We start from the raw sequence: 26042 nt of genomic DNA on the forward strand, positions 1-26042 counted from the left end.
GCCTACTGAGGGCCTATAGCTCAGTTGGTTAGAGCAGGGGACTCATAATCCCTTGGTCCACGGTTCGAGTCCGTGTGGGCCCACCATACTCAAAGCCGCGCATTGCGCGGCTTTTGTGTGTCTGGAAGCCTGTAATATGCTTCCCGCCACCGCCCACACTCTGGAGCCCACCTTGCCCGCCCTAGACGAAATCGATCGCCAACTCATAGCCGCCCTGCAGCTCAACGCCCGCGAAAGCGTGGCCATGCTCGCCCGGCAGCTGGGCATCGCGCGCACTACCGTGACGTCGCGCCTGGCACGCCTGGAGAAAACCCAGGTGATCACCGGTTATGGCGTGCGCCTCGGGCAACGTGTGGTCGACGGTGGCTTGCAGGCTTACGTCGGCATCACCGTGCAGGCGCGCTCGGGCAAGGACGTGCTGCGCAGGCTGAGTGCCATGGCCCAGGTGCAACAGTTATGCGCGGTGAGTGGCGAGTTCGATTACGTCGCGTGGCTGCGCACTGATTCGCCTGAACAGCTGGACCAATTGCTGGACCAGATCGGCAGCGTCGACGGGGTGGAGAAAACCACCACCTCGATCATCCTCAGTAACAAATTGGATCGCGGACAACCAATCTGATCACCATGCTCGTCATTCTGACTAAAAACAGATCAATTCGACGACACTTTGCGTCTTATTAACGAACGCTACACGCCCTAAACTGGCTGCCATCTTTTCCTATACTCAGCGGGTCACATCCGCCGATGTCGCCAGTAAGGTCAGCCATGAGCATTCCGTCCAGCACCCTCAGCAAGACCAATCGCCACCCCGCCGACGGCAAGAAACCCATCACCATCTTTGGTCCGGACTTTCCGTTTGCCTTCGATGACTGGATTGAACACCCTGCAGGCCTGGGCAGCATCCCCGTCGCCAATCATGGCGCCGAAGTGGCGATCGTCGGCGCCGGGATTGCGGGCCTGGTGGCTGCTTATGAGTTGATGAAACTGGGCCTCAAGCCGGTGGTGTACGAAGCCTCGAAAATGGGCGGTCGTTTGCGCTCCCAGGCTTTTGAGGGCGCCGAAGGCATCATCGCCGAGTTGGGTGGCATGCGCTTCCCGGTATCGTCCACCGCCTTCTACCACTATGTGGACAAGCTCGGCCTGGAGACCAAACCCTTCCCCAACCCGCTGACCCCGGCGTCCGGCAGCACCGTGATCGACCTCGAAGGCCAGACTCACTACGCACAGAAACTCTCCGATTTGCCGGTCCTGTTCCAGGAAGTGGCTGACGCCTGGGCGGACGCCCTGGAAGCCGGCTCGCAGTTCGGCGATATCCAGCAAGCCATCCGCGACCGTGACGTACCGCGCCTCAAAGAACTGTGGAACACGTTGGTGCCGTTGTGGGACGACCGCACCTTCTACGACTTCGTCGCCACCTCCGAGGCATTTGCCAAATTGTCCTTCCATCACCGTGAAGTGTTTGGCCAGGTCGGGTTCGGCACGGGCGGCTGGGACTCGGATTTCCCCAACTCAATGCTGGAAATCTTCCGCGTGGTGATGACCAACTGCGACGACCACCAACACCTGGTGGTCGGCGGCGTTGCCCAAGTGCCGATGGGCATCTGGCGCCATGTACCGGAGCAGTGCGCCCACTGGCCGGCCGGCACCAGCCTCAGTTCGCTGCACCGTGGCGCACCGCGCGCCGGGGTCAAGCGGATTGCCCACGCGGCCGACGGCCGTTTCGCGGTGACCGACAACTACGGCGACACCCGCGAATATGCCGCCGTGCTCACCACCTGCCAGAGCTGGCTGCTGACCACCCAGATTGAGTGCGACGAAACCTTGTTCTCACAAAAGATGTGGATGGCCCTGGATCGCACGCGTTACATGCAGTCATCAAAAACCTTTGTGATGGTCGATCGCCCGTTCTGGAAGGACAAAGACCCCGAAACCGGCCGCGACCTGATGAGCATGACCCTGACCGATCGCCTCACCCGTGGCACTTACCTGTTCGACAATGGCGACGACAAGCCTGGCGTGATCTGTCTGTCGTACTCGTGGATGAGTGACGCGCTGAAAATGCTCCCGCAGCCCATCGACAAGCGCGTGAAGCTGGCCCTCGACGCCCTGAACAAGATCTACCCGAAGGTCGATATCAAGGCGCGCATCATCGGTGACCCGATCACCGTGTCCTGGGAAGCCGACCCGCACTTCCTCGGGGCTTTCAAAGGCGCGTTGCCCGGCCACTATCGCTACAACCAGCGGATGTATGCGCACTTCATGCAGAAGGACATGCCCGCCGAACAACGTGGGATCTTTATCGCCGGTGATGATGTGTCCTGGACCCCAGCCTGGGTGGAAGGCGCGGTGCAAACCTCGCTGAACGCGGTGTGGGGCATCATGACTCACTTCGGTGGCAGCACTCACCCCGAGAACCCAGGGCCGGGTGATGTATTCGATGAAATCGGGCCAATCGCCCTGGCCGATTAAGGAGTTGAGCATGCGCGTCGCCCTGTACCAATGCCCACCGTTGCCGCTGGATGTGGCCGGCAACCTCAAGCGCCTGCACCAACTGGCCCACGAGGCGTCCGACGCCGACGTGCTGGTGCTGCCGGAGATGTTTCTGAGCGGCTACAACATCGGCACCGAGGCCGTTGGCGCCTTGGCCGAGGCACAGGACGGACCGTCGGCGCAGGCGATTGGCGAACTGGCCAAAAGCGCCGGGCTGGCGATTCTGTACGGTTACCCGGAGCGCGCCGAGGACGGCCAGATCTACAACGCCGTGCAGCTGATTGACGCCCACGGCCAGCGCCTGTGCAACTACCGTAAGACTCACCTGTTTGGTGACCTGGACCATTCGATGTTCAGCGCCGGCGACGATGATTTCCCGCTGGTGGAGCTCAACGGTTGGAAGCTCGGCTTCCTGATCTGCTATGACCTGGAGTTCCCGGAAAACACCCGACGCCTGGCCCTCGCAGGCGCCGAACTGATCCTGGTGCCCACCGCCAATATGGTGCCGTTCGACTTTGTCGCCGATGTCACGGTGCGGGCACGGGCCTTTGAAAACCAATGTTATGTGGCCTACGCCAACTACTGTGGGCACGAAGGCGAGATCCAGTACTGCGGGCAAAGCAGCATCGCCGCGCCGAATGGCCTGCGCATCGCCCAGGCGGGCCTGGATGAAGCGCTGATCGTCGGTGAGCTGGATCGCCAGTCGATCCTCGACGCCCGTGCTGCCAATCACTACCTGCAAGATCGTCGCCCCGAGTTATACGGTGCACTGCACAAGCCCTGATCCAGCCGGTTTGTGAGCGGTTTGTTAACATGGGCACATTCTACGTTTCGGAAGTGCCCATGCCTGCGCCGGCCCAGCCTCATCACCTTCACCTGACCCTGGCCAACGGCTTGCGGGTTGCCTTGCAACATGCGCCGCGCTTGAAGCGTTGTGCCGCCGCTCTGCGGGTGGCGGCCGGCAGCCATGACGTGCCGCTGGCGTGGCCGGGGCTGGCACATTTCCTCGAGCATCTGCTGTTCCTCGGTACCGAACGTTTTCCCACCAGCGAAGGGTTGATGGCCTACGTGCAACGGCATGGCGGCCAGGTCAATGCCAGCACCCGCGAGCGCACCACGGAGTTCTTCTTTGAACTGCCGGTCGCGATGTTTTCCGGTGGGCTGGAGCGGTTGGTGGACATGCTGACCCACCCGCGCCTGACGCGGGAGGATCAACTGCGCGAGCGCGAAGTGCTGCACGCCGAGTTTGTCGCCTGGTCCCAGGATGCGAAGGCGCAGCAGCAGGTCGCGTTACTGGAAGGGCTGGCGGCTGACCACCCGCTGCGGGGTTTTCATGCGGGCAACCGCGACAGCCTGCCGGTGGAACGTGAGGCGTTTCAGCAGGCATTGCGGGAATTCCACACGCAGTTCTATCAGAGCGGCCAGATGACCTTGAGCCTGGCAGGTCCACAGACGCTGGAAGCGCTGGAAGGCTTGGCGCAGCAGTTCAGCGAGCAACTGACCTCAGGACCTCTTCGCCCACACTCCGCGCCACCGGCATTGATGCAGGGGCAAGCGCAGCGCTATCAGCACATCGCCAATGATCACCTGCACCACGTCATCACCTGTAACGCTCCGCGTGAAGCACTGGAATTCCTCTGCACCTGTCTCAACGCCTCGGCACCCGGCGGGTTGCTGGCGCAACTGAAAACTCAAGGGCTGGCCAGCACACTGCAGGCGTCGGTGCTGTATCACTTCGCCGGGCAAGCCGTGTTGGATATCGACGTTACGCTCAGTAATCCTGTTGAATCGGCGACGCACATCGAGGCGTTGCTGCACGACTGGTTGAGCTTTTTCGCACACAGCGACTGGACAGCCTTGCGGGAAGAGTTCGCCTTGCTGGCCGCTCGCCAACAACAGACCCAAGGCGCCCTGGCACTGGCGCGACACGACAGCGAGGCACTCTCGGAACAGGCTGTCATCGCCCTCAGGATCATGCTCAAGTCACTGCACCTGCCACCCGCCGCGCACACGTGGCAACTGCCGCCGAACAATCCGTTCCTGCGTCCACCGGTCAAGGAAGAACGCGCCGGCCTGATTCGCGGCCAGACCAGCGCCCACCGAGGGTTGCGCACCTTTGCCCAGGATCGCTCCCGAGGACGTCGTGATGTATCGGCGCTGGTCTTCAGCCAGGCACTGACGGATGACAATGATGAAGGCGCCCTGTATCTGCAATGGCAGTCTGCCCCGCCTGGCCTGGAAAGCGCAGTACAGTCGTTGCGTGAAAATGCCCGGCAGGCGGGCGTCGACGTGTCGTTCGAAAGCCTGGGCAATGACGGGCTGGTGAAGATGGTCGGGCTGCAGGAGCCCATCCCAGCCGTGCTGGAGGTGTTGGCGCAAAGCCTGGGCGAACCGCAGGCTACCCCAACCGTCTCGCCGCCCATGATTGCCATCCGAGCCTTATTAAAGGCGCTCCCCGCTTGCTGCAGCGTGAGCACGCCCGACTCGACATCGTGGCAAGGCCTGGGGCTGGGCTTCTCCGCCGTGAATGAAGCCGCGGTCAAAACAGCGGTGACCCGTTTGCCAGGGCAACCGGCGAACCTCAACCCCGTACTCCCCTCCCTCAGCGGCCAACGTATCTGGCACGCGGTGGAAACCGACTCAACCGAAGCCGCCCTGCTGCTGTTTTGCCCGACACCGAGCGCTTCGCTGGAGGACGAAGCCGCATGGCGACTGCTCAGCCATCTGCTCCAGGGGCCGTTTTATCAGCGCCTGCGCGTAGAGCTGCAAATCGGCTACGCCGTATTCAGCGGCATCCGACAGATAAACGGCCAGACCGGCCTGCTATTCGGCGTGCAATCCCCCAGCCTCTCCCTGGAAGGCATCGCTGATCACCTGAACACCTTCCTGAAACAACTGCCGGCGCTGATCAACGGCAACGACGACCTGGGCCGCCTGGCCCTGGCGCAGCAGTTCTCAGCGCAGACGCTGCCCAACGCCCAAGCCGCCGAACTGCTGTGGCATGCGCATCTGGCGGGCCATCCGTCGGGCTACTTGGAACACCTTCAGACCCACATCCAAACCTCTACCCGAGAAGCACTGCAGCGCGCCGCCCAGCAATTGAACGACGCTGCCGGCGGCTGGCACTGCGTGGCCAATGGCCCGCGCATCAGTGATGAATGGCAAGCGGCCGACTGATCATTGCCGCCCCTGCAAAAAGCTTTTTCCGCCAAGACAGCGCTAACTTGAAAAGAATTGCGTAACATTCCTACGCACAAAGCTGAACATCTCCGACTGGAGGTGGACTATATGTATTGCTTGGTAGTGAACGTCCCATCCCTTCGTAGGAGTAAGAATATGACCTGGTCCAAACCTGCTTACACTGATCTGCGCATCGGTTTCGAAGTCACCATGTACTTCGCCAGCCGTTAATCCGCTGGGTAATACAACGCCTCGGTTCGCCCGGGGCGTTTTTGTTTTGAGCTTGATGGAGCTGCCATGTTTGTCCAGATTCTAGGTTCCGCCGCCGGCGGTGGTTTCCCGCAGTGGAACTGCAACTGCGTGAACTGCGCAGGTTTTCGTGATGGCAGCCTGCGGGCCCAGGCGCGTACCCAGTCGTCCATCGCGATCTCCGGCGATGGCGTGAACTGGGTGCTGTGCAACGCTTCGCCGGATATCCGCGCGCAACTGCAAGGTTTTGCACCGATGCAACCCGGTCGCGCCCTGCGTGATACCGGCATCAGCGCGATCATCCTGATGGACAGCCAGATCGACCACACCACCGGCCTGCTGAGCCTGCGCGAAGGCTGCCCACACCAGGTGTGGTGCACCGACATGGTCCATGAAGACCTGAGCACCGGCTTCCCGCTGTTCACCATGCTCACCCACTGGAACGGCGGCCTGGCCTGGAACCGCATCGAGCTGGACGCCAGCTTCACCATTCCGGCGTGCCCCAACCTGCGCTTCACCCCACTGCCACTGCGCAGCGCCGCGCCGCCTTACTCGCCACACCGCTTCGACCCGCACCCAGGCGATAACATCGGCCTGATCGTCGAAGACCTGCGCACCGGCGGCAAACTGTTCTACGCCCCGGGCCTGGGCAAGGTCGACGCGCCGTTGCTGGAGATCATGGCCGGCAGCGACTGCCTGCTGGTGGACGGCACGATGTGGGATGACGACGAAATGCAGCGCCGTGGCGTCGGCACTCGTACCGGCCGCGAAATGGGCCACCTGGCACAAAACGGCCCTGGCGGCATGCTCGACGTGTTGGAGCAGTTGCCTGAACAGCGCAAGGTACTTATCCACATCAACAACACCAACCCGATCCTCGATGAAGACTCCCCCGAGCGAGCGGAACTGGTGCGGCGCAATGTCGAAGTGGCTTACGACGGCATGAGCATTGAACTGTAGGAGCTGACGAGATGACTGACACGCCGATGACACCCGTCGAATTCGAAGCAGCCCTGCGGGCCAAGGGCGCCTTCTACCATATCCATCACCCGTACCATGTGGCGATGTACGAAGGCCGCGCGACCCGCGAGCAAATCCAGGGCTGGGTCGCCAACCGTTTTTACTATCAGGTGAACATCCCGCTGAAAGACGCGGCGATCCTGGCCAACTGCCCGGACCGTGAGATCCGTCGTGAGTGGATCCAGCGCCTGCTCGACCACGATGGCGCTCCCGGTGAGGACGGCGGTATCGAAGCCTGGCTGCGCCTGGGCCAGGCGGTCGGCCTCGACCCGGACCAACTGCGCTCCCAGGAACTGGTGTTGCCCGGTGTGCGTTTTGCAGTGGATGCCTACGTCAACTTCGCCCGCCGCGCCAGTTGGCAAGAAGCCGCCAGCAGCTCGCTGACCGAGTTGTTCGCGCCGCAGATCCACCAGTCGCGCCTCGACAGCTGGCCGCAGCATTACCCCTGGATCGACCCGGCCGGCTACGAATACTTCCGCACTCGCCTCGGCCAAGCCCGGCGCGATGTGGAGCACGGGCTGACCATCACCCTGCAGCACTACACCACCCGCGAAGGCCAGGCGCGCATGCTGGAAATTCTCCAGTTCAAACTGGACATCCTGTGGAGCTTGCTGGATGCCATGAGCATGGCCTACGAACTCAAACGCCCGCCGTATCACAGCGTGACCGAGCAGCGGGTGTGGCATAAAGGGATCCCCCTATGAGCTTTGATCGCAGCAGAATACCGACCTGGCGCCAGGGCTATCGCTACCAGTACGAACCGGCGCAAAAAGGCCATGTGTTGCTCTACCCTGAGGGCATGATCAAGCTCAATGACAGCGCCGCGCTGATCGGCGGCTTGATCGACGGCGAGCGTGACGTGGCGGCAATCATTGCCGAGCTGGATAAACAATTCCCCGGCGTGCCAGAGCTCGGCGAAGACATCGAGCAATTCATGGAGGTCGCCCGTGCTGAGCACTGGATCACCCTTGCCTGAAAAGCCAGCCATCGGGTTGCCACTGTGGCTATTGGCCGAGCTGACTTACCGTTGCCCGTTGCAGTGCCCGTACTGCTCCAACCCGCTGGATTTTGCCGAGCAGGGTAAAGAGCTGAGTACCGAGCAGTGGATCAAGGTGTTTCGCGAAGCCCGCGAAATGGGTGCTGCACAATTGGGGTTTTCCGGCGGTGAACCCTTGGTGCGCCAGGACCTTGCCGAGCTGATCGCAGAGGCACGCAAGCTGGGGTTCTACACCAACCTGATCACCTCCGGCATCGGCCTGACCGAGCAGAAGATCAGCGACTTCAAGAAGGCGGGGCTCGACCATATCCAGATCAGTTTCCAGGCCAGCGACGAACAGGTGAACAACCTGCTGGCCGGCTCGAAAAAGGCCTTCGCGCAAAAGCTGGAAATGGCTCGCGCGGTGAAGGCGCACGGCTACCCGATGGTGCTGAACTTTGTCACCCATCGGCACAATATCGACAAGATCGACCGCATCATCGAGCTGTGTATTGCGCTTGAGGCAGACTTCGTAGAGCTCGCCACTTGCCAGTTCTACGGCTGGGCGCAGCTCAATCGTGTGGGCTTGTTGCCGACACGGGAACAGCTGGTACGCGCCGAACGCATCACCAACGAATACCGCGCCAAGCTGGAAGCCGAAGGCCACCCGTGCAAGCTGATTTTTGTCACGCCGGATTACTACGAAGAACGCCCGAAAGCCTGCATGAACGGCTGGGGGAGTATCTTTCTGACAGTAACGCCAGACGGCACCGCCCTGCCCTGTCACGGCGCCCGACAGATGCCAGTGCAATTTCCCAATGTGCGTGACCACAGCATGCAGCACATCTGGTACGACTCATTTGGCTTCAACCGCTTTCGCGGCTACGACTGGATGCCCGAGCCGTGCCGTTCCTGCGACGAGAAGGAAAAGGACTTCGGCGGCTGCCGTTGCCAGGCCTTCATGCTCACGGGGGATGCGAGCAATGCCGACCCGGTGTGCAGCAAGTCCGAGCAGCACGGCATCATCCTTCAAGCACGGGAAGAGGCTGAACATGCGACCCAGACCATCGAACAGTTGGCCTTTCGCAATGAGCGCAATTCACGACTCATCGCAAAAGGCTGAGGGCCTCAGCGCTTGGCGATGATGTACACCGCGTGAATGATGCCTGGGAAGTAACCGCACAGGGTCAGCAGAATATTCAACCAGAACGCGCCGGCGAAACCCACTTGCAGGAACACACCCAGTGGCGGCAGCAGAATGGCGATGATGATACGAATGATGTCCATGGGTCAGCTCCAAAAAATCGGCTCGTGTGAGCCGTGTAGCTAATCGACCTTGGCGGTTCGTGAGGGTTCAGTGGGATCTGGCGTTGGGCCATCCATCGTTGTTACACAGACAAAAAAACGCCCCCAGCCAAAAGAATCAGGCCGGAGGCGCCGCGTAGGCCGCGAGACGGTTCAGGAATAGGGAATTAAACGGCGATGCCCTTGCGGCATTGCAGCTGTGCGGTGCGCACGCGGGAGAAGGCGCGAGCCAGGCGCAGGAGCATTTCGTCGATGTTGCTTTTGCTGACTGTCAGGGCCGGGGTGAAGCGCAGGCAGTTCGGTTGCGGGGCGTTTAGGATCAGGCCTTCGTGCAGTGCAGCCTTTACGACAGCGTCCGCAGAATCATCCGACAGCGTCAGGCCCCACATCAGGCCGTGGCCACGCAATTGACCGTGGTCATAGCGGTAGGCCAGGCGGGCCAGGCCTTCACCGAGGTAAAGCCCGGACTCACGCACCTGCTCCAGAAAGCCGTGCTCCAGCACCGTATCGAGTACGGCAACCCCGGCCGACGCCATCAGCGCATTGCCATGATGCGTGCCTTCCAGTTCGCCCACGTCGAAACAACAGGCTGTGCCACGCGCCAGCAACGCTGCGAGGGGCACGCCGCCGCCCAGGCCTTTGCCGAGGGTGATGATGTCGGCACGTACGCCGTATTGCTGTTCGGCGAGCAAGGTGCCGCAGCGGCCTATGCCGGTTTGCACTTCGTCGAGGATCAGCAGGATCCCCAGTTCACGGCACAGGCGCTCGACGCCCTTAAGGTAGTGTTCCGTTGCGGGGATTACGCCGGCTTCGCCCTGGATCGGTTCGAGCATGATCGCGACGGTCTGTGCATCCACGGCGGCATGCAGCGCCGACAGATCGTTGAACGGCACGTGGCTGAAGCCCGGCAATTGCGGCTCAAATCGGTTTTCAATGGCCCCAGCCGACGCCGACATCGCCGCGAAACTGCGACCATGGCAACCACTGCTCGCGCTGATGATGCGGTAAGCGCCGCCGCGATGCAGCTGGCCCCATTTGCGCGCCAGTTTGATCGCGGCTTCGCAGGCTTCCGCACCGCTGTTGAGCAGGTACGCCTGGTCGCTGCCGGTAAGATGGCAAAGGCGCTCGACGAGGTTGAGTTGTGTGCGGTTATGCAAGCTGTGGCCCGGATTGATCAGCGCCTGCGCCTGGTCGGCCAACGCCTTGATCAATACCTGCGGGCTGTGGCCGAGGCTGTTGGCGGCGCCGCCCTGGCTGAAGTCCAGGTACGCGCGGTCGTCGCTGTCCCACAACCAGGAACCCTGGCCACGCACAAATACTTGAGCCGGCCGCGCCACCGTGGGCATCAGCGCCTCGCTGGAAGCGCTGTCGCCTGGCGTATCGAGGATCAGGTCGTCCAGGCTCGGCGCTGCGCGGCGCATATTGAACAGCTTCACACCTCACCCCCGCTGGCAACCGGACCTTGGTCGGTACGCGTGGTGTTACTTGGTTGAAGATTGTTTGCCTTGCCTATGTAAACGCTATCAACATAAACGCTGTTCATTGCCCGATCCGGCCCTGTAAGCCCTGCGAATAGGCGCTAGACTAGGCGCCTCAGGGGCCAACAGCCATTTCGTTTTTCCAGCTTTTTCGATAAGTAAGCCTTATGGATTTCAAGCAACTGCGTTATTTCGTCGCGGTGTATGAGGAAGGCCACGTAGGCCGTGCCGCGGAGCGCCTGTCGATCTCCCAGCCGGCGCTGTCGCAACAGATTCGCCAGCTGGAACAGAACTTGGATGTCAGCCTGTTCGAGCGCAGCAGCAAGCGCCTGCTCCCAACACTGGCGGCGCATACGCTGTACAACCACGCCCTGCCGCTGATCGATGGTCTGCAACAGGCGGTGGAAGCGTTGCGCAACTTCAAGGGTCAGGCGATGCGCACGCTGGCCATCGGCGTGCTGCAAACCGTGCACACCAGCCTGGTGCCGCAGATGCTCGAGCGCGTGCGCAAGGCCCAGCCGCACCTGGTGGTGCAGATCTACGAATTGACCGGACTTGAGATTGAGCGGCGCTTACTGAATGGCTCACTGGACATCGGCATCAGCTACCTGCCGCCACGCCAGCCAGGGCTGCACGGCGTGTTGTTGTATGAAGATGAGTTGAAGGTGGTGATCCCCGAGGACCATCCCTTGCGCGAATTCAAGAAAGTCTCGCTGAAGCAGGCGGCCGAGTTGCCGATGTTGCTGCTGGGCGAAGAGTTTCAGGTCCGGCAGATCTGGCAGGGCCAACTGGCCAACCTCGGACGCCGCCCGCAAGTGCAGGCGGAACTGAATACCATGGTGGGGATTCTCGACAGCTTGCCTCACACAAAACTGGCGACGGTGCTGCCGGGGCGTTCCCAGGATGAACACAATAGCCAGTCGCTGCTGTGGAAACCCTTGAGTGAACCCAGGGTGCCGCTGAAAGTGGGCTTGGTGTGCCGCGATGTGCAGCGCCAGCAGGCGACGGTGGCGTTGCTGCGCACGTTGCTGGAAGACGTGATGAATGCCCCGCAGGTCATCGCCTGACTTTTTCGCGGGCAAAAGAAAACCCCGCCGAAGCGGGGCTTTGCAGACTGTTTCCCTGACATCCATTTCACTCCGCCATCCTGGCAGAATCCTACGTGTCCGTGTTGTTGCTTTGCGCTTCCTGCGCGACGTCCATGTGAAGTAGATTATCGGTGGATCCAATCTGGCGATAGAGGACGAATAGCAGCACGTCATGTAAGAGAATGCTTACACGCCCTCCCAGCCCCTAGAACAGGGCTTCATCCAGCAAAAATAATGATTCGCTACCGGCTTTTACCGACGCACTCAGCGAATGAATACGTGGCAATAGACGAGCAAAGTAGAAACGCGCGGTGCCGAGCTTGCTGGCGTAGAAGTCTTCTTCCGACTCCTTGCCCAGCGCGGCCTTGGCCATGCGTGCCCACATATAGGCATACGCCATGTAGCCGAAGGCTTGCAGGTACTCCACCGACGCCGCGCCGATTTCATTCGGGTTGGTCTTGGCGCGGTCCAGCACCCAGGCGGTCAACTCATCCAGGTTATCCACCGCCACGCCCAGCGGTTTGGTGAATTCAGCCAGCTCAGCACCTTGCGACGCAATGAACGCGCGGATCTCATCGGCAAACAAGGTGTAGAACGCCCCGCCACTGCCAACGATCTTACGCCCCATCAGGTCCAGCGCCTGGATACCGTTGGTGCCTTCGTAGATCTGGGTGATGCGCACATCCCGCACCAGTTGCTCCTGGCCCCACTCGCGAATGTAGCCATGGCCGCCAAACACTTGTTGGCCCAGCACGGTGGTTTCCAGGCCAAGGTCGCTCAAGAACGCCTTGGCCACCGGCGTCAGCAATGCCACCAGGTTATCCGCACGCTCGCGGGCAACAGCATCTTCACTGAACTTGGCGATGTCCAGTTGCGTCGCCACGTAGGTGGAGAACGCCCGGCCGCCTTCGTTCGAGGCCTTCATGGTCAGCAGCATGCGACGCACGTCCGGGTGCACGATGATCGGGTCGGCCACCTTGTCCTTGGCCTGGGCGCCGGTGGGTGCACGGCTTTGCACGCGGTCGCGCGCGTATTCAATCGCGTTCTGGTAGGAACGCTCGCCGGACGCCAGGCCCTGGATACCCACACCCAGACGCTCGTAGTTCATCATGGTAAACATCGCCGCCAGACCACGGTTCGGCTCGCCGACCAAGTAACCCACGGCTTCGTCGAAGTTCATCACACAGGTCGCCGACGCCTGGATGCCCATCTTGTGCTCGATGGAACCACAGCTCACCGTGTTACGTTCGCCCAGGCTGCCGTCGGCGTTCACCATGAACTTCGGCACCAGGAACAGCGAGATGCCCTTCGGACCCGCTGGCGCGTCCGGCAGCTTGGCCAGTACCAGGTGGATGATGTTTTCGGTGAGGTCATGTTCCCCCCCGGTGATAAAGATCTTGGTGCCGCTGACTTTGTAGGAACCGTCCGCCTGTGGCTCGGCCTTGGTCCGAATAATCCCCAGATCCGTCCCGGCATGCGCCTCGGTCAGGCACATGGAACCGGCCCATTCACCGGAATACATCTTCGGCAGGTAGGTGGCCTTGAGGTCTTCGCTGGCGTGGGTGTTGATCGACACGCAGGCGCCGGACGTCAGCATCGGATACAGGCCAAACGCCAGGCTCGACGAGTTGATCATCTCTTCGACCTGGGCCGATACGGCCTTGGGCATGCCCATGCCGCCAAAGGCAGGATCACCGCCCACACCCACCCAGCCGCCTTCGGCGTAGGTTTTGTAGGCCTGTGGGAAACCGTCCGGGGTGAACACTGCCGTGTTGTCCCAACGGCAACCTTGTTCATCGCCACCGCGGCTGAGCGGGGCGATGGATTTGGCGGTGACCTTGCCGGCTTCTTCGAGGATGGCCTCTACGGTTTCGGCGTCAACGGTGTCTGCCAATGCCGGCAATTGGGCCCAAGTGGTGGCGACCTCAAAGACTTCGTTGAGGACGAAGCGCATATCACGCAGCGGCGCTTTGTAATCAGCCATGGCAAACCTCGTGAGAACGTGAAAAGTGATTCGGTGAGAGTCGGTTTTACAGGCTCAGAGTGTACCCGAACAACTTTTCAGACACATAGGGTCCACTTGTGACTGATTGGTATTTTTAAGTCATCACAGCGCAAAGGCCTCCGCAGGCAGACTCATCAGGCATTCGCTGCCCGCTTGCACTGCAGCACGGTGGGAGGCGGTACGCGGCAGCAGACGTTTGAAGTAGAAGTCGCATGTCGCCAGCTTTGCCTTGGCGAAGTCGGTGTCCTGTTGCTCAAGGGCGGCGATTGCCATGCGCAGCCAAAGGTAGGCGAGAATGACGTAGCCGCTGTACATCAAGTAATCCACAGCTGCCGCGCCCACTTCATCAGGGTTCTTCATCGCGGCCATGCCGACTTGGGTGGTCAGTTCGCCCCACTCCCCGTTCAGTTGATTAAGCTGCGCCACATAAGCCTTGAGCTGCGGGTGCTCGGCATTCGCCCCGCAGAACTTATGCACGATCCTGGTAAACCCACGCAGCAACTTGCCCTGGCTGCCCAATACCTTGCGTCCGAGCAGGTCGAGGGCCTGGATGCCGTTGGTGCCTTCATAGATCGGCGCAATCCGCGCATCGCGTGCCAGTTGTTCCATGCCCCATTCGCGGATGTAACCGTGGCCGCCGAAGACCTGCATGCCGTGGTTGGTCACCTCCAGCCCGGTATCGGTCATAAAGGCTTTGCAGATGGGCGTGAGGAACGCCAGCAGGTCTTCAGCGTCCTGGCGTTGAGTGGCGTCGCTGCTCAGGTGCGCCGTATCGAGCAATTGCGCGGTGAAGTAGGTCAGCGCGCGGTTGCCTTCGTTGAAGGCTTTCATGGTCAGCAACATGCGGCGCACATCGGGGTGCACGATGATCGGGTCGGCGACCTTTTCCGGGGCCTTGGCGCCGGTCAGCGAGCGCATTTGCAGGCGGTCGTTGGCGTATTTGATCGCGCCCTGGAAGCTTGCCTCGCCATTGCACAGGCCCTGCATACCGGTACCCAGGCGCGCATGGTTCATCATCGTAAACATGCAGTTGAGGCCTTTGTTCGCCTCGCCGATCAGGAAGCCCTTGGCGCCATCGAAGTTCAGTACGCAAGTCGCCGACCCCTTGATGCCCATCTTGTGTTCGATGGAGCCGCAGTGCACCGCATTGCGCTCACCGGAATCGGCATGGAACTTGGGCACGATAAACAGCGAAATGCCCTTGGTGCCCGCCGGCGCATCCGGCAGTTTGGCCAGCACCAGGTGGATGATATTGGCGCTCATGTCGTGTTCGCCGGCCGAGATGAAGATCTTGCTGCCGGTGACCGCGTAGCTGCCGTCCGCCTGGGGCACGGCGCGGGTCTTGATCAGGCCCAGGTCGGTGCCGCAGTGGGCTTCGGTGAGGCACATGGTGCCGGTCCACTCGCCCGCGGTGAGTTTGCTCAGGTAGGTGTCTTTTTGCTCGGCAGTGCCATGGGCATGGATCGCCGACATCGCGCCGTGGGTCAACCCTGGGTACATGCCCCAGGAGGTATTGCTGGAGCCGATCATCTCGCTGAGCACCAGGCCCAATGACTGCGGCAGTCCCTGGCCACCGTAGGCCGGGTCCGCTGCCACGCCGTGCCAGCCGCCTTCAACGTATTGGGCGAAGGCTTCCTTGAAACCCTTGGGTGTGGTGACGACGCCATTGTCGAAATGGCAACCTTCTTCATCGCCGCTGCGATTGAGCGGCGCGAGCACGTTCTCGCAGAATTTCGCGCCTTCTTCGAGGATCGCGCCCACCATGTCCGGGCTGGCATCGGTCGCGCCCAATGCCGCGTAGTGGCCGTGGAAATCAAACACGTTGTCGATCAGAAAGCGCATGTCGCGAAGGGGAGCTTTGTACTCAGGCATGGCAATGTCTCCGTCAGCAGATGGTTTCAACCTACTGCCAGCCACTGCCGCGGACAATCACTGTAGAACCGCTGAATACACCGCCATCACTCAACCGGCAGCGCTCTCCATGCGCACCGCGCCACGCCGGGTTTGCCCGGCCGCCACCACGCAGTTACGCCCGGCGCCCTTGGCGGCGTACAGCGCCTGGTCGGCGGATTTGAGCACCTCCTCCGGCGTGCGCTGCTCGGCCTGGCGTTCGGCCACGCCGATGCTGATGGTCACCGAAACACTCGAGGCGCCGCTGCCCGAGCGACGCTGGCGGCCCTGTTGGTCGTCGTTAGGACGGTCCGAGTTGCGCAGCTTGATGTCGTAATCGGCGATGATCTCGCGGATCTCTTCCAGGTGCGGCAAGCATTCTTCCACCGTCTTGCCGGCGAACACCACGGCAAACTCTTCACCGCCATAGCGGTAGGCGCGCCCGCCGCCGTTGACCTTGGACAGCTTGCTCGCCACCAGCCGCAGCACTTGGTCGCCAACGTCGTGGCCGTGGGTATCGTTGAAGCGCTTGAAGTGGTCGACGTCGCTCATTGCCAACACATAGTTGCGCCCCAGGCGCTGCATGCGCTCGTTCAGCGCGCGACGCCCCGGCAAGCCGGTCAGCTCATCGCGGAAGGCCATTTGATAAGCCTCATGGGCCACACCGGCGGCGATCATCAGCATCACCTGGCTGCACATGATGTTCAGGGTAAACGGCAGGATGAATGTCTGCGGCAACATCCAGAACAGGCCCAGCAGCCCCACCAGTTGCGCCGCATGCAGCGGGCGCGGCTGGTACCAGTACTGCGCCGCCAGGGTCAGGAAGCCGATCAGGAACATCGGGTACGACAGTTGGATCAGGCTCATCCAACTGCCATGCAGCGCCGGCCAGCGAATCTCCGCCAACCAGTTCAGCACCGCCTGGGGATAACTCTGCTCGAGCGCCAAGGCCACACTGCCGATTGCCAGCAACACCGCGCCACGTGCGACGAAGTCACGGAACAGGTGCGTCTTCTCCTGCCACAGCGCGTAGATGCTGAACAACAACGGCAGCAGCAGGCAGCACAAGTGAAACACCACGGCCGCGTCTTCGCGCACGCGACCGTTGTCGCGATAGAAGTCGGTCTGGGTATCGAGCAGGAAGTAGGCGATGTACACCGTGATCATCAGGAACAGTTCACGCTGACGGCGATACACCGCGCAGTACGAACCGCCGAGCAACAGCACCAAGGTCGGCAACACATTGAACAGCGAGGTGAAGAAGACGTTGAGGTCCTTGACGTACGCAGCCGAAAGCCCAGCCAGCAAGAGCAGCAACGAAGGTAAAAAGTGACTGAACCGTAAAGCGGACACGCGCGACAAGGGTAAAACTCCGACCCGCAAAAAAATGATGGCACTGTGCCTTTATGCGGACAGTTAAGCACAACCTGCCGAGCATGTATCACATTGCCATCACTGTAACGGCAGCGGGCGGCAATCCCTGAGCGCTGTACTGCGGTTTTTTATCGCCCACAAAAAAGCCGCCGCTCCGGGAAGGAGCGGCGGCTTAGGAAGTGAACCCGGTAAGGCTTAGTAAGCCAGGCCGAAGTCTTCTTCTTTCATGTCCATCAGGTTGTTGGCGCCCGACAGCATGGTGGCCACGTGAGTGCGGGTACGCGGCAGGATGCGCTGGAAGTAGAAGCGCGCGGTCTGCAGCTTGGCGGTGTAGAACGCCTCTTCGGTAGTGCCGGCCGCCAGTTTTTCGGCTGCCAGGCGCGCCATGTCGGCCCAGAAGTAAGCCAGGCAGGCGTAACCGGAGTACATCAGGTAGTCCACCGAAGCGGCACCGACTTCTTCGCGGTCTTTCATCGCGGCCATGCCGACCTTCATGGTCAACTCGCCCCACTCTTTGTTCAGTGCCGCCAGCGGTGTAACGAACTCTTTGACGGCTTCGTTACCTTCGTTGGCCTGGCAGAACTTGTGCACGATCTTGGTGAAGCCCTTGAGCGCTTCGCCTTGCGTCATCAGCACTTTACGGCCCAGCAGGTCCAGGGCCTGGATGCCGGTGGTGCCTTCGTACAGCATCGAAATGCGGCTGTCGCGAACGTTCTGCTCCATGCCCCACTCGGCGATAAAGCCGTGGCCGCCGTAGATCTGCACGCCGTGGTTGGCCGATTCAAAACCGACTTCGGTCATGAACGCCTTGGCGATCGGGGTCATGAAGGCCAGCAGGCCATCGGCTTGTTTCTTGGCTTCGTCGTCGGTGCCGTATTTGACGATGTCCACTTGCTTGGCGGTGAAGTACACCATCGCACGGTTGCCTTCGGCGAAGGCTTTCATGGTCAGCAGCATGCGGCGCACGTCGGGGTGCACGATGATCGGGTCAGCGGCTTTGTCCGGTGCTTTCGGGCCGGTCAGGGAGCGCATTTGCAGGCGATCACGCGCATATTTCAGGCCGCCCTGGAAGCCGATCTCGGCGTGGGACAGGCCTTGCAGCGCGGTGCCCAGGCGAGCGGTGTTCATAAAGGTGAACATGCAGTTCAGGCCTTTGTTCGCCGGGCCGATCAGGAAACCGGTGGCCGCGTCGAAGTTCATCACGCAGGTGGCGTTACCGTGGATGCCCATCTTGTGTTCCAGGGAACCACAGGTCACCGCGTTGCGCTCACCGATCGAGCCATCGGCGTTCGGCAGGAACTTCGGCACGATAAACAGCGAAATGCCTTTGGTGCCGGCCGGTGCGTCCGGCAGGCGGGCCAGTACGATGTGGACGATGTTGTCGGCCATGTCGTGTTCACCGGCCGAGATGAAGATCTTGGTGCCGGAGACTTTGTAGGAACCGTCGGCCTGAGGCTCAGCCTTAGTGCGCAACATGCCCAGGTCGGTGCCGCAGTGTGGCTCGGTCAGGCACATGGTGCCGGTCCATTCACCCGACACCAGTTTGGTCAGGTAAGCGGTTTGCTGCTCAGGGGTACCGTGCTCGGAAATGGTGTTCATCGCACCGTGGGACAGGCCCGGGTACATGCCCCACGACCAGTTGGCGGCGCCGACCATTTCACTGACTGCCAGACCCAGGGATTCGGGCAGGCCTTGGCCGCCGTGCTCCACGTCGTGGGCCAGGCTTGGCCAGCCGCCTTCGACGAATTGTTTGTAGGCTTCTTTAAAACCCGTTGGGGTTTTAACGCCCGACTCACTCCAGGTACACCCTTCGATGTCGCCCACGCGGTTCAGCGGTGCCAGCACTTGCTCACAAAACTTGGCGCCTTCTTCAAGGATGGCGTCAACCATGTCCGGGGTAGCGTCCTGGCAAGCCGGCAGGCTCTGATAGTGCGCTTCATAGCCAAGCAGTTCGTCACGAACGAAGCGAATATCACGCAAGGGGGCCTTGTAGTCAGGCATAGCGATAAACCTCTACTGATGTATCTGGAATGAACAACCGCTTGGAATTGTGCTGTGGCGGTCAAACAGGTGTTTGAAACATACGTTTACCACCTGGGGATGTCAAGCGTCGTCCGGACGCCGTTTGTCATGACGCAGATCAACGGCGCGCACGGCAACGCTTGCGGCAAGACGCCACAAGACTGCGGGAGTGTAGAAGTGCAGAAGTACGACACACATAAAAAATGTGGGAGGGGGCTTGCCCCCCGATAACGGTGTGTCAGCCATACAGACGTTGGCTGATCCATCACTATCGGGGGCAAGCCCCCTCCCACATTTTTTAGCGCCAGCAGATCAGGCGTAGGTGTCGATCAACGTGCCGAGCATTTCATCCGAGGCCTTGGCGACTTTCACGCCCAGTTCCACCTGAAATTTGCCTTGGGCCATTTCGACCATGTTGCTGGCCGAGTTGGAAGGCTGTGCACGGTCGTTGGCGCGCAGACGGTCAACTTGCGCATCCGACGGCTGGGTAGTCGCGGCGCTGGCGATCTTGCCGGCGGCCTGGTCGACACGGCTCTGCCCGGTCTGAATGGTGCTCAGGCCCGAGTAAAACGCGCTGCTGCCAGAGATGTCCATGGCGTAAACCTGTCTTTAGAGAATCGTGAAGTTGAATTGAAGCAGATATCCCGGTAAAGGGCCCGTCAAAAACACTAATGGCATAATGCCTTAGCGATAGCCAAAATCAGTCAAGCAGGTCCAACTGCAAGTATTCAGCAACCGCTTCGGCCCCGGCGTGCTTGAGTTTGGGCACACGCCCCAGGCACGGCGCAGGCAGCCGCTCGGCCAGGGTGGCGAGGTTCTCTTCCAGACGAGAGGTCTTGGGGTCGATGATATTCGCCACCCAACCCGCCAGCGGCAAACCGTCCCGGGCGATGGCCTCGGCAGTGAGCAAGGCATGGCTGATGCACCCCAGGCGCACGCCCACTACTAGGATCACCGGCAGTTTGAGCGCCATGGCCAGGTCCGACAGATTGTCCTGATCAGCCAACGGCACGCGCCAGCCGCCAGCGCCCTCGATCAAGGTGAAATCCGCTTGCCTTGCCAGAATCTGCTGCATGGGCTTGAGCAAGGATTGCACCGTGAGCGAGACACCCGCCTCCCGCGCCGCCAGATGAGGCGCGATGGCCGGCTCAAATGCCACCGGGTTGACCTCGGCATAGGTCAGCGGCAATGAGCACTCGGCCAACAGCGCCAGGGCATCGGCGTTGCGCAAGCCTTTGGGCGTGACCTGGCAGCCGGACGCCACCGGTTTGCCGGCAGCGGTGCTTTTGCCGGCTTGCCGCGCCGCATGCAACAGCCCGGCGGCGATGGTGGTCTTGCCGACATCGGTGTCGGTACCGGTGATGAAGTAAGCGGTACTCATAGAGGTTTCTCCAGCACGGCATACACCACTTGGTAAGTCGCCGGCAGGCCTTGGGCCTGGCGGAACCGCTCATACGCTTGCACCAGTGCAACAATCCGCGCGCGCCCCGTCAACCCTCCCGGCCGGCCGGGGTTGAGGTTATGCGCGCCCAACGCCTTCAATTCGTGGGTCAGGCTGCGTACATCCGGGTAATGCAGCACATGGGGACGGCGCTCCAGGCTGACCAGTCGCAGGCCGCTGGCCGCGCACAGTTGCTGATAAGCCTCGAAGGTGCGAAAGCGATTGACGTGTACCAGACCATCCGCTGCGCGCCAGCTTTCGCGCAGCTCTTCCAGGGTGCCCACGCACAGACTGGCGAACGCCAGTACACCGCCCGGCTGCAACACGCGATAGGCCTCGCTGAGTACCGCCTCGAAGTTCGCGCACCATTGCACCGCGAGGCTGGAGAAGATCAGCCCCAGGCTTTCAGCCTTGAGCGGCAAGCGTTCGGCATCCCCCGCGATGAAGTGATGCGCCCCCCCCAACGGGCGGGCGTGGTTAAGCATGCCCTCAGCAATATCCAGCGCGACGCCTTGGCTGGCGGGTAACCGTTCGGCCAGCATGCGGCTGAAATACCCGGTGCCGCAGCCCATGTCCAGCCAGCGCTGTGGCGCGGTGCCCGCCGGCAAGCGCGCCAGCAACTGGCTGCCCACCGCCCGCTGCAACTCGGCGACGCTGTCGTAGCTGGCGGCTGCACGGGAAAAGGAGGCCGCCACCTGGCGCTTGTCCGGCAAGGCACCCGGCAGCGGGGCGTGGGATAAATCAGTCATCGACATACTCATGCAAAAAAGCCTGGATCGCCCCCGCCACACCGTGGGGGTCTTCCAGAAGAAAAGCGTGGCCGGCCTGTTCAATCAGGCCGATTTCAACATCGGGCAGCAGCGCCAACAGGTCGCTGGCGGCTTCGGCGGGCACCAACCCGTCCAGCCCGGCGAACAGGTGCAACTGCGGGCCGCGATAGGCCAGCAAGGCCTCGCGGGTGTCGAGTTGGGCGAGCAGTTCAAGCCCAGGCATCAATACGCTCGACGGCGTATTCGGTGCACCGCTGACCAGTAGCCGCGACAGCCCGCGTGGGTCTTCGGCGCCCTTGGCGCACAACAGGCCGAAACGTTTGAGGGTGACTTGGGAGTCGGCATGGCAGCCGGCGAGAAACGCGTCGAATGTTTCAGCGGGCATCGCGCTCGGCCAACCGTCGTGGGCGACAAAACACGGGTTGCTCGCCAAGGTCAGCAGCCCGCAGCAGCGTTCGCCGCGCCGCGCCGCCAGCTCCGACGCCAGCATGCCACCCAGGGACCAACCGCCCAGCCAGGCGTTATCCGGCAAGGTGGCGTCGAGCTCATCGAGCCACTCATTCAGGTCGCTGGAACCCAACGCCGGCAACGGCTCGATATGCACCTGCAGGTGCGCATCCAGACCTTGCAAGGCAGCGGCCAACGGTTCCAGCGGCGATACGCCGAGGCCCCAGCCGGGCAGCAATACCAATCGATCACGCATGGTCGGGTTCCGAACTGCCTAACAGGCGAAAACACGCTTCCAACGCATTTAACAATAGCTGCACCTGCGCCGCGCTGTGGGCCGCCGTCAGTGTCACGCGTAAACGCGCGCTGCCGGCGGGCACGGTGGGTGGGCGGATCGCCGTCACCATCAGGCCGCGCTCGCGCAGCATCTGCGACAGGCGCACGGCCTTGGCGCTGTCGCCGATCAGGATCGGTTGGATCGGCGTGAAGCTGTCCATCAGGTCCAGGCCCAGCTGCTCGGCGCCCGAGCGGAACTGGCGGATCAACCCGTTGAGGTGCTCACGCCGCCAATGTTCGGTGCGCAACAGTTCCAGGCTTTTCAAAGTGGCGCACGCCAGGGCGGGCGGTTGGCTGGTGGTATAGATGTACGGGCGGGCGAACTGGATCAGGCTTTCGATCAGGTCTTCACTGCCGGCTACAAAGGCCCCCGCCGTGCCGAACGCCTTGCCGAGGGTGCCGACCAGCACCGGCACGTCGTCCTGGCTCAGGCCGAAATGCTCGACGATCCCGCCGCCGTTGGCGCCCAACGGGCCGAAGCCGTGAGCGTCATCCACCATCAACCAGGCACCTTTGGCCTTGGTTTCACGGGCGAGTGCGGGCAGGTCTGCCAGGTCGCCGTCCATGCTGAACACGCCATCGGTGACCACCAGGGTATTGCCGGTGGCTTTCTCCAGGCGCTTGGCCAGGCTGTCAGCATCGTTGTGCAAGTAACGGTTGAAACGCGCACCGGAGAGCAGGCCCGCATCCAGCAGCGAGGCATGGTTGAGGCGGTCTTCCAGCACCGTATCGCCCTGCCCCACCAACGCCGTGACTGCGCCGAGGTTGGCCATGTAGCCGGTGGTAAACAGCAGCGCGCGCGGGCGACCGGTAAGGTCCGCCAGGGCTTCTTCTAACTCATGGTGCGGCGTGGCATGCCCGACCACCAAGTGCGAAGCGCCGCCGCCCACGCCCCAACGGGACGCACCGGCGCGCCAGGCTTCGATCACTTGCGGGTGATTGGCCAGGCCGAGGTAATCGTTGTTGCAGAACGCCAGCAACGGCTGGCCGTCCACCACCACTTCCGGGCCTTGGGGGCTGTCCAGCAGCGGGCGCTGGCGATAAAGGTGTTCGGCACGGCGGGCAGCGAGGCGCGCGGCGAGATCGAAAGACATGCAGGCCTCGGTTAAGCAGGATGTACGCGCTAAAGAATGGGGCAGGGAGCTGATGTGGGAGGGGGATTGCCCCCTCCCACACACGTCATTTCCCACAGTGGGGTGGCATTTCAATCAAACGGCGGCGTTGTAAAACTGCTCGCTGCTCTTCTGCTCCACCAATGCCTGCTCGATCGCCGCCTGATGCACCTCATCGGCGTGCTCTTCGCGCGCTTCCGGCAGGATGCCCAGCCGCGAGAACAGTTGCATGTCCTTGTCGGCCTGCGGGTTGGCGGTCGTCAGCAACTTGTCGCCGTAGAAAATCGAGTTGGCACCGGCAAAAAACGCCAGGGCCTGCATCTGCTCGTTCATCGCTTCACGGCCAGCCGACAGCCGTACGTGGGACTGCGGCATCAGGATGCGCGCCACGGCGAGCATGCGGATGAAGTCGAACGGGTCGATGTCTTCGGCGTTTTCCAGCGGCGTACCGGCGACTTTCACCAGCATGTTGATCGGCACCGATTCCGGATGCTCCGGCAGGTTAGCCAGCTGGATCAGCAGGTTGGCGCGGTCGTCGAGGGACTCGCCCATGCCGAGGATACCGCCGGAGCAGATCTTCATCCCCGAATCACGCACGTAGGCCAGGGTTTGCAGGCGCTCGCCGTAGGTGCGGGTGGTGATGATGCTGCCGTAGAACTCCGGCGAGGTATCGAGGTTGTGGTTGTAGTAGTCGAGGCCGGCCTGGGCCAGGGCTTCGGTCTGGTCCTGGTCGAGACGGCCGAGGGTCATGCAGGTTTCCAGGCCCATGGCTTTTACGCCTTTGACCATCTGCAGCACGTAGGGCATGTCTTTGGCCGACGGGTGCTTCCAGGCAGCGCCCATGCAGAAACGGGTCGACCCGATGGCTTTGGCGCGGGCGGCCTCTTCGAGGACCTTCTGCACCTCCATCAGCTTCTCTTTTTCCAGACCCGTGTTGTAGTGGCCCGACTGCGGACAATATTTGCAATCTTCCGGGCAGGCGCCGGTTTTGATCGAGAGCAGCGTCGACACTTGCACACGGTTGGCGTCGAAATGCGCGCGGTGCAAGGTCTGCGCCTGGAACAGCAGGTCATTGAAGGGCTGCACGAACAGCGCTTTGACTTCGGCGAGGGACCAATCGTGACGCAAGGTGGCGGTGGTGCTGGCGCTCATGGGCGATTCCTTGATTATGCTTTGGCAAGCGCTGCGGGAAGGGCAATACCCACAGGCACGACACGGATGCTCGGCATATTTAAGGAAGATTCATGCACTGTCAACTCAAGCACAAACACCAGGTTTACATCTGGCTAAAAAACATACAATCCTGTTTAGTCTGTGATGAGGCGACGGAATCAGCCCATTGTGTGTGCAACGCCTGCGAAACAGAGCTGCCCTGGCTGATGGAGCACTGCGATGTGTGCGCCCTGCCCTTGCCAATGGAAGGTCTGATCTGCGGCCAATGCCAGAAACAACCACCCGCCTTTAAACAGGTGACCGCGCCCTGGACCTACAGCTTTCCCATCGACAGCCTCATCAGCCGCTTCAAGCACCAGGCGCGCTGGCCTCTCGGGCAGATGCTCGCCCGGCTTTTAGCGCAGCATCTGCAACACCGCCTCGACAACAGCGAACTGACGCGCCCCGACTGCCTGTTGCCGGTGCCCATGGCCCGCAAGCGCCTGCGCGAGCGCGGCTATAACCAGGCGTTGATGCTGGCGCGTTGGCTCAGCAGCGACTTGAACATTGCCTACGATGAACACCTGTTGTTACGTCCCCATGAAACCGTCGCCCAACAAGCCTTGGACGCCAAGACTCGCAAGCGCAACCTGCTCGGCGCCTTCGCCCTGGCGCCTGGCGCCCAGGTGCAGGGCCGGCACTTTGCCTTGGTCGACGATGTGCTCACCACCGGTGCCACCGCCCACAGCCTGGCGCGGTTATTGATCAATGCTGGCGCACGACAGGTCGATGTGTACTGCCTGGCCCGCACACCCAAACCGGGCAACTGACTTGACTCCGGCCCACCTTGCCCGCAACGTTCGGCTCATCACATCGAAGCGCATCCACATGTCTCTGCCAGCGTCCCTCAGCCAACACATCATCCGTCGCCCCCAGCGCATTGCCTTGCTCGCGCATATCGCCGAGCAAGGTTCCATCACCCGCGCGGCGAAAAGTGCAGGCCTCAGTTACAAGGCGGCGTGGGATGCCATCGACGAGCTGAACAACCTGGCGCAAAAACCCTTGGTGGAACGCAGCGTCGGCGGCAAAGGCGGTGGCGGCGCCAAGCTGACGGCCGAAGGTGAACGCGTGTTGCGTCTTTACCAGCGCCTGCAAGTGTTGCAGGCCGAAGTGCTGGGCTCGGACGAAGCCGCCAGCGACTTCAACCTGCTCGGTCGCTTGATGCTGCGCACCAGTGCGCGTAACCAACTGCACGGCCAAGTCATCGCCATCGAGCCGCATGGCCGTAACGACCTGATCCGCCTGCAGCTGGCGGGCGGGCTAACCCTGGAGGCGCAGATCACCCACGACAGCACGCAGCGGCTGGAACTGGAAACCGGCGTGGAAGTGGTCGCGCTGATCAAGGCCGGCTGGTTGGAATTGCTGGCTCCCGGCGACTCTGCAACACCTGGACACAATTGCATGAGCGGCAGCGTCGACGCCATTCTCGACGCCGACGACGGCCCCAGCGAAGTCCGCATCGCCCTGCCCAACGGCCAGGTTTTATGCGCCCTGGCGCAGCCCGGCGCGCTCATCGCCATCGGCGCCGCCGAGGGCCAGGCAATCCACGTGCAATTCGCGCCGAACAATGTGCTGCTCGGCACGCCGGTTTAGCCGCTGTCGGTATTCAAACTGCAACAATTTCGTCACGCCCGCTCCTTAAGGTGT

General features: G+C 61.8%; 24 protein-coding genes and 1 tRNA gene. 13 read left to right on the forward strand and 12 right to left on the reverse strand.

What is annotated here, in order from left to right; all coding sequences use genetic code 11:
• Positions 1–9: 9 nt before the first annotated feature.
• From AO064_RS18395 to pqqE, 10 genes are all read left to right on the forward strand, one after another.
• Positions 10–86 (forward strand) — tRNA-Ile (locus AO064_RS18395).
• A gap of 86 nt (positions 87–172) precedes the next feature.
• Positions 173–619: an Lrp/AsnC family transcriptional regulator gene (locus AO064_RS18400; RefSeq protein WP_043206337.1), complete on the forward strand. Its 447-nt coding sequence runs from the start codon at positions 173–175 to the stop codon at positions 617–619.
• Positions 620–765: 146 nt separating this feature from the next.
• Positions 766–2469 (forward strand): flavin monoamine oxidase family protein, encoded by a 1704-nt coding sequence (locus AO064_RS18405; RefSeq protein WP_015886191.1) that lies wholly within the window; start codon positions 766–768, stop codon positions 2467–2469.
• A 10-nt stretch (positions 2470–2479) separates the two neighbouring features.
• On the forward strand, positions 2480–3274 hold the full coding sequence (locus AO064_RS18410) for a carbon-nitrogen hydrolase family protein (protein ID WP_064054230.1): 795 nt from the start codon (positions 2480–2482) through the stop codon (positions 3272–3274).
• A 59-nt stretch (positions 3275–3333) separates the two neighbouring features.
• A complete protein-coding gene (gene pqqF, locus AO064_RS18415; protein ID WP_064054231.1) occupies positions 3334–5667 on the forward strand; it encodes a pyrroloquinoline quinone biosynthesis protein PqqF in 2334 nt (777 codons plus the stop codon).
• 159 nt (positions 5668–5826) lie between these two features.
• Entirely contained in the window at positions 5827–5901 is a 75-nt protein-coding gene (gene pqqA, locus AO064_RS30375; protein ID WP_003194766.1) for a pyrroloquinoline quinone precursor peptide PqqA, read from the forward strand.
• A gap of 66 nt (positions 5902–5967) precedes the next feature.
• Entirely contained in the window at positions 5968–6879 is a 912-nt protein-coding gene (pqqB, locus tag AO064_RS18420) for a pyrroloquinoline quinone biosynthesis protein PqqB (RefSeq protein ID WP_064054232.1), read from the forward strand.
• 11 nt (positions 6880–6890) lie between these two features.
• Positions 6891–7643 (forward strand): pyrroloquinoline-quinone synthase PqqC, encoded by a 753-nt coding sequence (gene pqqC, locus AO064_RS18425; RefSeq protein ID WP_064054233.1) that lies wholly within the window; start codon positions 6891–6893, stop codon positions 7641–7643.
• Positions 7640–7915, forward strand: coding sequence for a pyrroloquinoline quinone biosynthesis peptide chaperone PqqD (gene pqqD, locus AO064_RS18430; RefSeq protein WP_015886196.1), 276 nt, complete (start codon positions 7640–7642; stop codon positions 7913–7915). The genes pqqC and pqqD overlap by 4 nt, the downstream gene beginning before the upstream one ends.
• Positions 7908–9038 carry a pyrroloquinoline quinone biosynthesis protein PqqE gene (gene pqqE / locus AO064_RS18435; protein WP_015886197.1) on the forward strand — a complete coding sequence of 377 codons (1131 nt, stop codon included), beginning with the start codon at positions 7908–7910 and terminating at the stop codon, positions 9036–9038. Before pqqD ends, pqqE begins: the two co-directional genes overlap by 8 nt.
• Positions 9039–9043: 5 nt before the next feature.
• Here pqqE and AO064_RS29890 read toward each other — a convergent pair whose 3' ends face one another.
• Entirely contained in the window at positions 9044–9202 is a 159-nt protein-coding gene (locus AO064_RS29890) for a YqaE/Pmp3 family membrane protein (protein WP_010207008.1), read from the reverse strand.
• A 185-nt stretch (positions 9203–9387) separates the two neighbouring features.
• Positions 9388–10656, reverse strand: coding sequence for an aspartate aminotransferase family protein (locus tag AO064_RS18440; RefSeq protein ID WP_064054234.1), 1269 nt, complete (start codon positions 10654–10656; stop codon positions 9388–9390).
• Between the two features lie 209 nt (positions 10657–10865).
• On the opposite strand from AO064_RS18440, the gene AO064_RS18445 reads away from it, so the two are divergent.
• Entirely contained in the window at positions 10866–11765 is a 900-nt protein-coding gene (locus AO064_RS18445) for a LysR family transcriptional regulator (RefSeq protein WP_015886199.1), read from the forward strand.
• 226 nt (positions 11766–11991) lie between these two features.
• On the opposite strand, the gene AO064_RS18450 is transcribed toward AO064_RS18445, so the two are convergent.
• The 10 genes from AO064_RS18450 to bioB all read right to left on the reverse strand — a co-directional run bounded on the left by AO064_RS18450 (position 11992) and on the right by bioB (position 24335).
• Positions 11992–13770 carry an acyl-CoA dehydrogenase C-terminal domain-containing protein gene (locus AO064_RS18450; RefSeq protein ID WP_064054235.1) on the reverse strand — a complete coding sequence of 593 codons (1779 nt, stop codon included), beginning with the start codon at positions 13768–13770 and terminating at the stop codon, positions 11992–11994.
• A 123-nt stretch (positions 13771–13893) separates the two neighbouring features.
• Positions 13894–15663: an acyl-CoA dehydrogenase C-terminal domain-containing protein gene (locus AO064_RS18455; RefSeq protein ID WP_064054236.1), complete on the reverse strand. Its 1770-nt coding sequence runs from the start codon at positions 15661–15663 to the stop codon at positions 13894–13896.
• Between the two features lie 90 nt (positions 15664–15753).
• The gene (locus AO064_RS18460) at positions 15754–17043 is read right to left on the reverse strand and encodes a GGDEF domain-containing protein (protein ID WP_064054237.1); all 1290 of its coding nucleotides are present in this window, start codon (positions 17041–17043) and stop codon (positions 15754–15756) included.
• Positions 17044–17250: 207 nt separating this feature from the next.
• Positions 17251–19056 carry a phenylacyl-CoA dehydrogenase gene (locus AO064_RS18465; RefSeq protein ID WP_064054238.1) on the reverse strand — a complete coding sequence of 602 codons (1806 nt, stop codon included), beginning with the start codon at positions 19054–19056 and terminating at the stop codon, positions 17251–17253.
• A 333-nt stretch (positions 19057–19389) separates the two neighbouring features.
• Positions 19390–19671, reverse strand: a complete 282-nt coding sequence (locus AO064_RS18475; RefSeq protein ID WP_015886204.1) for a hypothetical protein — start codon at positions 19669–19671, stop codon at positions 19390–19392.
• Positions 19672–19777: 106 nt separating this feature from the next.
• Positions 19778–20458 carry a dethiobiotin synthase gene (gene bioD / locus AO064_RS18480; RefSeq protein ID WP_064054240.1) on the reverse strand — a complete coding sequence of 227 codons (681 nt, stop codon included), beginning with the start codon at positions 20456–20458 and terminating at the stop codon, positions 19778–19780.
• A complete protein-coding gene (gene bioC, locus AO064_RS18485) occupies positions 20455–21267 on the reverse strand; it encodes a malonyl-ACP O-methyltransferase BioC (protein ID WP_064054241.1) in 813 nt (270 codons plus the stop codon). The genes bioD and bioC overlap by 4 nt, the downstream gene beginning before the upstream one ends.
• Positions 21260–21991, reverse strand: coding sequence for an alpha/beta fold hydrolase (locus tag AO064_RS18490; RefSeq protein ID WP_064054242.1), 732 nt, complete (start codon positions 21989–21991; stop codon positions 21260–21262). The genes bioC and AO064_RS18490 overlap by 8 nt, the downstream gene beginning before the upstream one ends.
• Positions 21984–23165, reverse strand: coding sequence for an 8-amino-7-oxononanoate synthase (gene bioF, locus AO064_RS18495; RefSeq protein WP_015886208.1), 1182 nt, complete (start codon positions 23163–23165; stop codon positions 21984–21986). Before bioF ends, AO064_RS18490 begins: the two co-directional genes overlap by 8 nt.
• A 114-nt stretch (positions 23166–23279) precedes the next feature.
• Positions 23280–24335: a biotin synthase BioB gene (gene bioB / locus AO064_RS18500; RefSeq protein WP_064054243.1), complete on the reverse strand. Its 1056-nt coding sequence runs from the start codon at positions 24333–24335 to the stop codon at positions 23280–23282.
• Between the two features lie 92 nt (positions 24336–24427).
• Between bioB and AO064_RS18505 the strand changes: the two genes are divergently transcribed.
• Positions 24428–25165: a ComF family protein gene (locus tag AO064_RS18505; protein WP_064054244.1), complete on the forward strand. Its 738-nt coding sequence runs from the start codon at positions 24428–24430 to the stop codon at positions 25163–25165.
• Positions 25166–25223: 58 nt separating this feature from the next.
• Positions 25224–25988 carry a TOBE domain-containing protein gene (locus AO064_RS18510; RefSeq protein ID WP_064054245.1) on the forward strand — a complete coding sequence of 255 codons (765 nt, stop codon included), beginning with the start codon at positions 25224–25226 and terminating at the stop codon, positions 25986–25988.
• Positions 25989–26042 lie beyond the last annotated feature (54 nt).

The sequence above is a fragment of the Pseudomonas marginalis genome (assembly GCF_001645105.1).
In the GTDB taxonomy this organism is placed as follows: domain Bacteria; phylum Pseudomonadota; class Gammaproteobacteria; order Pseudomonadales; family Pseudomonadaceae; genus Aquipseudomonas; species Aquipseudomonas petroselini.

Excerpts from the sequence above, each read along its gene's own strand:
- bioF (WP_015886208.1), bottom strand. The coding sequence starts at position 23,165 with ATGTCTTTCGATCTCGCCGCGCGCCTCGCTGCCCGCCGTGCCGAACAC.
- AO064_RS18455 (WP_064054236.1), bottom strand. The coding sequence starts at position 15,663 with ATGCCTGAGTACAAAGCTCCCCTTCGCGACATGCGCTTTCTGATCGAC.
- bioB (WP_064054243.1), bottom strand. The coding sequence starts at position 24,335 with ATGAGCGCCAGCACCACCGCCACCTTGCGTCACGATTGGTCCCTCGCC.
- AO064_RS18450 (WP_064054235.1), bottom strand. The coding sequence starts at position 13,770 with ATGGCTGATTACAAAGCGCCGCTGCGTGATATGCGCTTCGTCCTCAAC.
- AO064_RS18445 (WP_015886199.1), top strand. The coding sequence starts at position 10,866 with ATGGATTTCAAGCAACTGCGTTATTTCGTCGCGGTGTATGAGGAAGGC.
- AO064_RS18505 (WP_064054244.1), top strand. The coding sequence starts at position 24,428 with ATGCACTGTCAACTCAAGCACAAACACCAGGTTTACATCTGGCTAAAA.
- AO064_RS18490 (WP_064054242.1), bottom strand. The coding sequence starts at position 21,991 with ATGCGTGATCGATTGGTATTGCTGCCCGGCTGGGGCCTCGGCGTATCG.
- bioD (WP_064054240.1), bottom strand. The coding sequence starts at position 20,458 with ATGAGTACCGCTTACTTCATCACCGGTACCGACACCGATGTCGGCAAG.
- AO064_RS18510 (WP_064054245.1), top strand. The coding sequence starts at position 25,224 with ATGTCTCTGCCAGCGTCCCTCAGCCAACACATCATCCGTCGCCCCCAG.
- AO064_RS18475 (WP_015886204.1), bottom strand. The coding sequence starts at position 19,671 with ATGGACATCTCTGGCAGCAGCGCGTTTTACTCGGGCCTGAGCACCATT.
- AO064_RS18405 (WP_015886191.1), top strand. The coding sequence starts at position 766 with ATGAGCATTCCGTCCAGCACCCTCAGCAAGACCAATCGCCACCCCGCC.
- pqqB (WP_064054232.1), top strand. The coding sequence starts at position 5,968 with ATGTTTGTCCAGATTCTAGGTTCCGCCGCCGGCGGTGGTTTCCCGCAG.
- bioC (WP_064054241.1), bottom strand. The coding sequence starts at position 21,267 with ATGACTGATTTATCCCACGCCCCGCTGCCGGGTGCCTTGCCGGACAAG.
- AO064_RS18410 (WP_064054230.1), top strand. The coding sequence starts at position 2,480 with ATGCGCGTCGCCCTGTACCAATGCCCACCGTTGCCGCTGGATGTGGCC.
- pqqD (WP_015886196.1), top strand. The coding sequence starts at position 7,640 with ATGAGCTTTGATCGCAGCAGAATACCGACCTGGCGCCAGGGCTATCGC.
- pqqC (WP_064054233.1), top strand. The coding sequence starts at position 6,891 with ATGACTGACACGCCGATGACACCCGTCGAATTCGAAGCAGCCCTGCGG.
- AO064_RS29890 (WP_010207008.1), bottom strand. The coding sequence starts at position 9,202 with ATGGACATCATTCGTATCATCATCGCCATTCTGCTGCCGCCACTGGGT.
- pqqF (WP_064054231.1), top strand. The coding sequence starts at position 3,334 with ATGCCTGCGCCGGCCCAGCCTCATCACCTTCACCTGACCCTGGCCAAC.
- AO064_RS18465 (WP_064054238.1), bottom strand. The coding sequence starts at position 19,056 with ATGCCTGACTACAAGGCCCCCTTGCGTGATATTCGCTTCGTTCGTGAC.